We start from the raw sequence: 9,197 nt of genomic DNA, 5'->3' as shown, positions 1-9,197 counted from the left end.
GCGCTGCGATTTCTGCTGCAGCTGGGTCAGCGATTTTCACCCAATGATCAACCAAACGAACAAAATCGGCGAACACCAACTTGTTGGCTTGTTCCACCAACATTGCTTCAGCTTCCCCAAACAAACCGGGAACCTTGTTTTTAGCTTTAGCCAAAACCCGCACATGACGACCAGACAACACCCCAGCACCAAAACCGTTTTCGGTTTCAGGCATCTCGCGTAAATCACGACCGGTTCTAAAGACCTGATTGGTTTCTTTACGATCACGACCACTACGACGCTCCAACCAAGCCCCAGCAGAACGCGAACCATCAACACTCCAAACCATAGAAGCATCCACCAACCCAGCCAGCTGAGAAACCACAGCCTCGATCTGAGTTTGAAAACCCAACAAACCAACCAAAACCTCAGCCTGGGCCGGCGCTGACCACAAACCAGGCTCCACAAGCGAAGCTAGATCAGCCACCTCAGACACCAAACCCAAAAACCGAAGATTCACCTCATCCGACGACATCGCCTCAAGGTCGACATCCAAGGAGCAAGAACTTGGGGAGACAGGATTTGGAGTGGCACTAAATACCGGAGTGGGGAGACCTGGCGTCGAACTGTTCGCGACCGGCGCTGTGGGATTTGGCGGGGATAAGAACTTGGACAGCGGATGCTGGGGGTTGGGTTGGGTTTCACCTCCTGGTGGAGGCGGCGGTGTGGCGTTCATTGCTTCATTGTATCGTACGGTTGTTCTTATATCAACACTTTTTCACGCGTTTTGGCTTTTTTAGGCTGTTGCCAGGGGTTTTAGATGTTTTCAAAAGATTCTGTGTTAACTGGATGTCGTGTCAGCTGGGAGGAGAGGTGACTAGCACGTGAACTAGGCGCACATCAGCTCACCGCGTGGCGACAAAGTGCTGCGAAATTCGGATAAAGAGGGCTAACCAGACCGGCTAGCCGAAAGAGCCGCTAGCCGAAAGAGCCGTGAACTGAAAGAGCTGCGAATTGAATGGGCCGCGAACTGAATGGGCCGGCTTAGTGAAGCCAACAAGACTGGCAAAGATTCAGCGAAGAAACCGGAACAGCGACAATCGACAACAGACAATCCGATGGGTATTGAGCAGCGACGGCGACCATAATTAAACAGTGCGGCAAAAGAGACTCACACAACTAGCGGCGCTGGCGTTCAGCATGGCTCTGCTCGTCGGCTTGGCCAGCTGCGTGAGCTCATCCTCAGATTCGGCCAATGACACCGCTAATAGCGCCGACGCCACAACCGCCACGAATGAAGGGGCCACAGGCCTAGGCGAATCGGACGACGACACCTACAACGGCCTGCCGATACCTTCTCTGCCCATTACCGGCTACAGCGCCCCCTCGTCGGATACCGATGAAAACGACATCGACGGAGCAGAGAACGAGAACAACGAAACCACTGACAGCAATTCCAGTAGCACCAGCGGCAGCAACTCGAGCAACAGTGACAGCGACCAGCCGGAACCTCCCCCACTCCATGCCGTGCTCTCGGTGGTCGTCCGGTACGAAACAAGCTGGGCACCATATTTCGGAGCCGACATGTTGGCAATCGATGAATCGGGAATGACCTCGATTTTGGCGCAGCTAGCTCAAGTTGATGCCGTGCTAACCGAACATGCCATTCCCGCCAGTTTCGAGTTCGCTTACGGACCGGCCAATGCACTTTGTGAGCTGCACCCCCACGCCCTTCGAACGCTGATTAGCCATGGGCACTCCATCGGTATCAGCGCTCGTACCAATGGTGAAGTATTCCGAGCCACCGAGGCATTTCGAGCCTGCGGGATCGCGCCTCGAACGCTCTCAGGTTTGGCAACTATGGCCGATCCACCTGGACCGAAAACCACCACCGCAACTGGCTTGGCTAACGCCATGTCTATCGCAAGTATTCGCTCGTTTCAGCAGGTCACAGGGGTTGTATCGCCGGTTTGCGAAGAACTTAATTTAGCATCCGCCACGAACCAGTACGGCACCGGTGCTTTCACCGCTCCGTGGCGTTCCGCTTGGACCGATGGGAATGCCTGCAACGACAAGATATCCGGCCAAATCGTGGTCATCGATCAGGTTCAACTTGGAAGTACTAGCCCTGAAGGACGCATCACACCAGGCCAATACACGACAGCAGAAAAATACTTGACTCAAGCCCTCGGGTGGGCCGCCGATCACCGCTATCGCGAGGCAAGCGAACTACCAGCGCCGGGCATGTTCTCATGGGGCGTCACTCTACGCCTGGCCGATCTCGTGGAATCACCCGAAGCCAACGAAACCGACAACGAAAACGGCAACGAAGCTGACAACGAAACAGAAAACGACGAAGGCGCAATCAACGTAACCGACGGCGCAACAGACCCCGAGACGGACAAAGGAAACGGTGGCACCAGCTCGGCCAATACGGATGACCGCGATGGGGAAAACACCAATAACGGTTCAAGCAACAACCAAGTTGAACCGGAAATGCCCACGCCAGCTGCCCCCGAGCCACCGACCCGGCTCAACAGCGAAGCCTTAGAAGCCCTTTCCAGCTGGCTCGAAGGTTTCTCCTCTCAGGTGGAAGCACATCGTTTAATTTGGGTGCCACCTGGTTGGATTGGTGCCACACTTCGAGCAGCTGCCTAAGCGACAACGCTGAGCGCCGTCTTCAAACCCGACCTTATAGTCGGCATGGTTGGCATGGTCGATAGTCGGCATAGTCGGCCACAACTTTTACGGTCGGCCAAAACGTTTCTTGGGCCAGCGTGCCCGAGCCGCCGGGCTGAACACCAGCCCGTAAACAATGGCCAGCACCAGAGCAATCGAAACCATGCCAAGCAACGGCACGATCAGTGACACAAACGCAAAGGCCACAGCTGTATTTCGAGCACGTCGATTCCGAGTGAAGATCACCGCCGCGCCCGAGGCCACCTGTCCTGCACCCAGTACGCCGGTAATAATTCCTTGGTTCCGAATCGACTCCGCCGAAGGCACAACCCGTGTCACGCTGCCGTCTTCATCGAGCCAAATCGTTTCCGCCAGCCTCAAAGCTTCAGAACATTCCAGGTCTTTGGTACTGCGGCCGTCTAAGTCGACGTCATCCCAATCACGGTCATTGTCATTGGCATCTTTTATGAAGCTGCGTGCCAAGTCGCATCGAGCTGATTCTGAACGAAAAGCTAGGGGCAAAACCACCAACATCAACAAGAGCCCCACTACCATCAGAGCACCCGAAGCGGCTAACAATGCCGCTGGTAAGGGCCCACGATTAACCTCAAGATCGCCGATATCATCAGCGTCTGCGCCGATGATTTCATCCGGTTGAATCACCTCGCTATCTTCCACCTGCTCCTCGCCGGGGGCTGAAAGATCACCGCCCACCTCATTAGGTTGATCGCCCGAGTCGCTCTCAAAAGGATCATCGGAACTAGGGCTGTCGCCGTCGCCTCGTGACCTACCGTTACGTCGCTTCATCTTGGATCGGCCCTTCGCCTAAAATTTCGTTCAGCAGCATTTCCGCCGCACTCCATGGATCGGTATTACCAAGCACCACTTCACGCTCTAGAGCCGCGAACGCGGCACCGTGTCGCAGGGCCTTCAACCGGCGTGTGAGCTCTTCCCCCATAACTAAATTTAACTCTTCTTTGGCCCTTGAATTTCGGCGTTTTACCAGCTCACCGCTATTGGATATGTGCTTTTTGTGGTCAGAAATGGATTGCCAAAGCTCAGCGGCCCCGGCCTCGGTAGTAGCCACCGTTTCAAGCACTGGGGGACGCCACGAGCCCGTGTCAATGCGATTCAACATGGCTTCTACTTCACGCCGTGTTTTCTTAGCACCATCTCGATCGGCCTTGTTCACCACGAAAATGTCAGCAATTTCCATTAGTCCGGCCTTATTGGCCTGCACCTCGTCGCCCCATCCAGGATTCAACACGACCACAGTGGTGTCGGCAGCCGCCGCGATATCCACCTCCACCTGGCCAACCCCAACAGTTTCGATAATCACCCACGGCCATCCTGCCGCATGCAACACTCGAACCGCGGCCGGCGTCGAAACATTTAAGCCTCCCAAGTTCCCACGCGTGGCCATCGAGCGGATGTAAACATTGGGGTCAAGTGCGTGATCGGTCATGCGCACCCGGTCCCCCAAAATCGCACCACCGGTGAAAGGCGAGGTCGGGTCAATAGCCAACACCGCAGCCCGTTCGTTCTGCGAACGCATAGCGGAAATCAAAGCTCCGGTTAAGGTGGATTTACCTGCTCCTGGCGCTCCGGTGAGTCCAATGATGTAGCCACCGGAGCTGGGCATTGCCGTGGCCGCGGCCACCACAGCTTTAGCGTAGGCACCACCCCGCTCCACCATGGTTAGCGCTTTCGCCAATGAAGCTCGATGACCACCCGAGGCGGCCTGCAGAAGTTTCTGCGCCAACTCGTCAAGCTGGTCGTTCCGTCCGAGGGGCTCGCTAGAGCTGAGCGGAGGCTGTTGACCAGGATTGTCGTTGGTTACCACGCCCCTAATCTAGGGGGCGGCACGATGCTACAGAAATGAAGGCTCAGAATTGAAGCTACAGAAAGACCGCGGTGCCCTCGTTGATGGGAATGTTCACATCAACCACCTCGGTCACTCCCGGAATGCGCTCTAACATGATGCGTTCAATCCCGCCTTTGAGCGTTTGGGTTGACAACGGGCATGTTACGCAAGAGCCAGTTAATTCCACGGTGATCACACCGGTAGTTTCGTTCACGTCATGCAGGATTATGTCGCCGCCATCAGCCAAGATGGCAGGCCGGATTACCTCGATGACCTTTTCGACTTTGGCGCGCATCTTGGGCCTCCTGAATGTTGGTTCCACCTTAGCCACGTTGTGTGCAAATCCAAGCTTGTGCCGATGGTTTCTAGACTGAAAGCAGTTTCGTTCTAGCATCGTGAGCCATGCCTCGTATCGTCATTCGCCATATCGTTGACGATGCGGGCTTGGCCGGTCTTTTAAGGCCACGCTCGGGCATTATCTCTGAAGAGCTGGTTGATGCAGACGTCTCGGGTGGCTTTTCAGAAGCCGCAGTCGCCTACCAAGACGAAACCGCGACGGTCGCCACATATCGAGCCAGTGCCGGGCCAGTTAAGCATTATCAGCGAACGGTGATAGTTGCTTCGGCCGCCGCGTCTAAACTGCCGCCGCCGCAGCCGCACCAGTCACAACGGTCACAGCAGTCACCGCAGTCGCAGCCGTCAGACAAGCAATACACCGTGACCGAAACCACCACATTTCGGCTAGCCATACCATTTTTCGCACCGCTGTTCGCACTGCCTCTTCGATGGCACTTGAAACGCGCCGCCTTAGCGAGCCTGAGTTCACAGAAAGCGAAAACAGCTGAAGCCACCACGCACACTGAAGCCGCCGCGAACACTGAAGCTGCCACGGCAGCGGGAGAAATGCCAGCATTAGTAGCCCAGCCATGGTGGGCGCCACCAAACCAAATCGACGCTCGTGCCTCTACCGTGCTGGGTGTGCTCGGTCTGTTGGCCATTGTGGGCGGTTACCTGGGAACGCTCATTACCCAAACCATTACCTTCGCCACCGAATCGTTCGGCTCAACCGACACTGCCCAGGGTTTCACCTTGGCCGCCGTCCGTGTGGGTGTTGTTCTAGCGCTGTTTATCACCGCACGTTCCGACCGTCAGGGCCGGCGAAAATTATTACTAATTACCGCTGCCGCCGCCGTGTTGTTGGCCGCTACCGGCGCCTTAGCCCCGAGCTTGTTCTGGCTTGGATTCAGCCAAACGTTGGCCCGAGGCCTTTCAACGGCGTTAGCCCTGCTCATCGGCATTGTTGCTGCCGAAGAAATGCCCGCTGGTTCCCGTGCCTATGCCGTCAGCGTTATGGCGCTTGCCGCCGGTTTAGGTGCCGGAATGTGTGTTTGGGTTTTGCCGGTAGCCGACTTGGGTCCAGAGGCTTGGCGCATTATTTATTTGGTGCCGTTGGTGGCCTTACCCGCCATCGCCCGGGCCTTTCGTCTACTACCAGAAAGTCGACGCTTCGAGTCGCGGGCGGCCGCTACCAACACAATCGTGGTGAAGAAGACCGAACAGGGCGGTATCGATGCCAAACGTTTGTCGCTCTTGGCAGTTTCAGGCTTTCTGAGCTCGATGTTTTTGGCACCCGCTTCACAATTTCAGAATGAGTTCCTGCGTTCGGAACGTGGCTTTTCCGCCAGTCGTATAACTGTCTTTACCCTGCTCACCAGCACTCCAGCCGGTATCGGAGTGGCGGCTGGTGGACGCTTGGCCGACACCCGGGGCCGAAAAGTTGTGGCGGCTGTGGCCCTAATCGGAGGCGCGGCCTTTGTAATCGGTTCTTACCTCGTGCCTGGCTGGCCCCTGTGGGCTCTGGCGGCGGCGGGTTCTATTGTGGGTGCCGCCACCGTGCCGGCGCTCGGCGTGTACGGGCCGGAACTCTTTCCCACCTCAGCCCGCGGCAAAGCCAATGGCATTATCACGCTGGTGGGTGTGGTGGGTTCAGCAGTTGGATTATTGCTGGTAGGTCAGTTGTCTGATTGGTGGGGTGCAATTGGCCCTGCCATTGCCTTGGTGGGTGTTGGTCCAGCCATTTTGGCGGTGCTCATTCTCGCCCGCTATCCCGAAACTGCGCACCGCGAGTTAGAGGAATTAAACCCCGAAGACGCCCGCTTTATGCCATAGCTTGTCTGGGTTCAGCAACGGGGTTAGCGGCCAGGAATCTTGTGGCTAGTTTCAACCAGGCACAAGATTATTAAGCCATTCGCTTACAAGCTTCGCCACTTCGGCATCTTTGCCCTTTAGCTCGTGACGACCACCTTCAATCCAGTGGACCGTTACCGGTGCTGGTATTAGCGACATCGCCGCTTGAAGCTCCTCGGGGGTACCGAATGGATCTTTGGTGCCCGAGATGAAGAGGGTGGGTACCGTGATTCCGGGAAGGTGCTCGACTCGGAGCTTCTCAGGCTTTCGAGGAGGATGTAACGGGTATGAGATGAGTACCAATCCAGCGGCATTCAGCCCCTCCGCAACGGCCATGGAAGCCATTCGGCCGCCCATCGATCGGCCTCCCAAAAACACGTTTTGTGCCGCTAAATTATGCTGACGAGCAAATTCAGTGGCTTCCTCCACCACGGTCGTGATCAATTTTGGCGCGCGGTCAGGAAAGTGGCGGCCTTCCTTGCGGTATGGGAAATCGAAACGGCCAACTGGCAACGGTGCCAACTCTTCCTCAATGGCCACCAAAGCACTGTGAGCGGCGCTCGAACCCGAACCCGGAAATAGCACCAAACCGGCTGGCGAACCCCGATTCGCTTCCGCCGTAGCCAGCTCGTTATCCGGCATCATTTCCGCCTGCACCATTCATTCCCGCCTATGGCAAAAGCTCATTGCAACAAAATACGTCGCGCTTCGCGCAACTCACTTATCCGCAGTGCCGCCAGCTCGGAAGCACCACCATGATCAGGATGCGCTTCTCGCAGAAGCTGACGAAACCGCCTCTGAACGGCGACTGTACTGAGCCCACCGTCGTCCCTCAATGCTTCGGGCCCCATCGAATCGGTACCCAATACGCTCCGAGCCCAAGCCACCGGATCTTCGCCAAGCAAGGCCGAACCGAAGCCTTCGGTGCCACCCGACCAAACCGTTGGTCCTCCAGCCAGATAATTCAACAAGCCCGGGCCGATTTCACCGCGCCAACGCATAGCAGCACGAACAGTGGCCATAACGGAAGCCCGCCTCGACGCTGGCATAGCACCAATCGCGTAGACAACACCTAACACCTGTGCAACCGGAGCGTGGGGCGGTGCTAATTCCACCGCCAAGTCATTCCCACGTCTCACCAACCGGTGCACGCTGCGATGTAAACCAACGTGATCAGTTTGGAAGCGATGACGAACCCGGGGTTGTGCAATGCGACGCCCCGCTTCCACATCACGCATCAATTCTGCCAACTCTATTTGCAGTTCCGGTGCCACCTCAGCCACATGAGCTGCCATAACAGCACCCAAGAGTACGGAACCGAAAGCTGGTTTCGCCTCAATAGGAAGGTTGGCCTTGCCAAGCGCTACACGCCTTGTAGGTGCAATGGGGCGAGAGTGCACCACCTCTATTTCAGCCAGAACCACTCTGCCACGCTAACGCCAACCAAAGGACCTCACACCAATCGAAGCTGCGAACTAGGATTGGGCCATGAGCGCGAACCATCCTGAGACTCCCGACCGCAACCTGGCTATGGAGCTGGTGCGGGTTACCGAAGTTGCCGCCTTAGCCGCGGCCCGCTGGGTGGGGCGGGGTGACAAGAACGGGGCCGATGGCGCGGCGGTTGATGCCATGCGGTTACTGCTTGACACCGTGCCCATGGACGGCGTGGTAATTATTGGTGAGGGCGAAAAAGATGAAGCCCCCATGCTTTACAACGGCGAGCGCATTGGCGACGGTACGCCACCACACTGCGACATTGCGGTTGACCCAATCGATGGCACCACGCTCACCTCGAAGGGTATGCCGAACGCTTTGTCGGTGATTGCTGTTTCCGAGCGGGGCACCATGTTTGATCCGGGCCCTTGCGTTTATATGGAGAAAATTGCGGTGGGGCCTGCGCTGCGGGGCGTGGTCGATATTCGCAAGAGCCCAACTGAGAACCTGCAAGCCATTGCCGAAGCCAAGAGAAGTTCGGTTCGAGACTTAACCGCCACCATTTTGGAACGTGACCGTCACGCCGATCTGATTGCCGAGGTTCGCGAATCAGGTGCCCGGATCCAGCTCATCAGCGACGGCGACGTGGCCGGTGCCATTGCAACGGCTTGGCCGGAATCAGGGGTCGATGTGCTCTTCGGCGTTGGCGGTACTCCTGAAGGCGTGATTTCAGCAGCTGCTCTTAAGGCCATGGGCGGTGAAATTCAAGCCATTTTGTGGCCTCGCAACGAGCAGGAACGTCAAGAAGCCCTCGACGCTGGTTACGACCTCGACGCCGTGCTCACCACCGACGACCTGGTAGCGGGCGACAACTGTTTCTTTGCCGCTACTGGCATCACCGATGGCAACTTGTTGCGTGGTGTCACGTACCGCGATTCCACCGCTCTTACCCAATCGCTAGTCATGCGCTCAAAGTCGGGCACGGTGCGGTTGGTGAACGCTACTCACCGCCTCGACAAGTTGCGTCCGTACAGCTCAATCAACCTCGACTAAC

At 56.8% G+C, this 9,197-nt stretch carries 9 protein-coding genes; 3 read left to right on the top strand and 6 right to left on the bottom strand.

Annotated features, from left to right (window positions below):
- Positions 1 to 715, bottom strand: a 715-nt coding sequence (locus WC184_10870) for a DUF222 domain-containing protein (protein MFA7478374.1), incomplete at its 3' end; no start/stop codon positions are given.
- A 464-nt stretch (positions 716 to 1,179) separates the two neighbouring features.
- On the opposite strand from WC184_10870, the gene WC184_10865 reads away from it, so the two are divergent.
- The gene (locus WC184_10865) at positions 1,180 to 2,637 is read left to right on the top strand and encodes a hypothetical protein (GenBank protein ID MFA7478373.1); all 1,458 of its coding nucleotides are present in this window, start codon (positions 1,180 to 1,182) and stop codon (positions 2,635 to 2,637) included.
- 87 nt (positions 2,638 to 2,724) lie between these two features.
- Here WC184_10865 and WC184_10860 read toward each other — a convergent pair whose 3' ends face one another.
- Genes WC184_10860 through WC184_10850 form a run of 3 tightly spaced genes read right to left on the bottom strand, consistent with a single transcriptional unit; the run spans position 2,725 to position 4,817 of the window.
- Positions 2,725 to 3,465: a hypothetical protein gene (locus WC184_10860; GenBank protein MFA7478372.1), complete on the bottom strand. Its 741-nt coding sequence runs from the start codon at positions 3,463 to 3,465 to the stop codon at positions 2,725 to 2,727.
- Complete coding sequence (gene meaB, locus WC184_10855; protein ID MFA7478371.1) at positions 3,452 to 4,501, bottom strand: methylmalonyl Co-A mutase-associated GTPase MeaB; 1,050 nt, start codon at positions 4,499 to 4,501, stop codon at positions 3,452 to 3,454. The genes WC184_10860 and meaB overlap by 14 nt, the downstream gene beginning before the upstream one ends.
- Before the next feature lie 55 nt (positions 4,502 to 4,556).
- A complete protein-coding gene (locus WC184_10850) occupies positions 4,557 to 4,817 on the bottom strand; it encodes a NifU family protein (GenBank protein MFA7478370.1) in 261 nt (86 codons plus the stop codon).
- 107 nt (positions 4,818 to 4,924) lie between these two features.
- Between WC184_10850 and WC184_10845 the strand changes: the two genes are divergently transcribed.
- A complete protein-coding gene (locus WC184_10845; protein MFA7478369.1) occupies positions 4,925 to 6,691 on the top strand; it encodes an MFS transporter in 1,767 nt (588 codons plus the stop codon).
- Between the two features lie 51 nt (positions 6,692 to 6,742).
- Here the strand turns inward: WC184_10845 and WC184_10840 are convergent, their stop codons facing one another.
- Both WC184_10840 and WC184_10835 read right to left on the bottom strand, forming a co-directional pair.
- On the bottom strand, positions 6,743 to 7,369 hold the full coding sequence (locus WC184_10840; protein MFA7478368.1) for an alpha/beta family hydrolase: 627 nt from the start codon (positions 7,367 to 7,369) through the stop codon (positions 6,743 to 6,745).
- Positions 7,370 to 7,392: 23 nt separating this feature from the next.
- Positions 7,393 to 8,133 (bottom strand): hypothetical protein, encoded by a 741-nt coding sequence (locus WC184_10835; protein ID MFA7478367.1) that lies wholly within the window; start codon positions 8,131 to 8,133, stop codon positions 7,393 to 7,395.
- Positions 8,134 to 8,197: 64 nt separating this feature from the next.
- Between WC184_10835 and glpX the strand changes: the two genes are divergently transcribed.
- Entirely contained in the window at positions 8,198 to 9,196 is a 999-nt protein-coding gene (gene glpX, locus WC184_10830; GenBank protein ID MFA7478366.1) for a class II fructose-bisphosphatase, read from the top strand.
- The last annotated feature ends 1 nt before the right edge of the window (position 9,197 follow it).

Source organism: Acidimicrobiia bacterium (genome assembly GCA_041676705.1).
Taxonomy (GTDB): domain Bacteria; phylum Actinomycetota; class Acidimicrobiia; order Acidimicrobiales; family SKKL01; genus Actinomarinicola.
The sequence above is the reverse complement of the archived record's forward strand: the minus strand, read 5'-3'. Positions and strand labels throughout refer to the sequence as shown.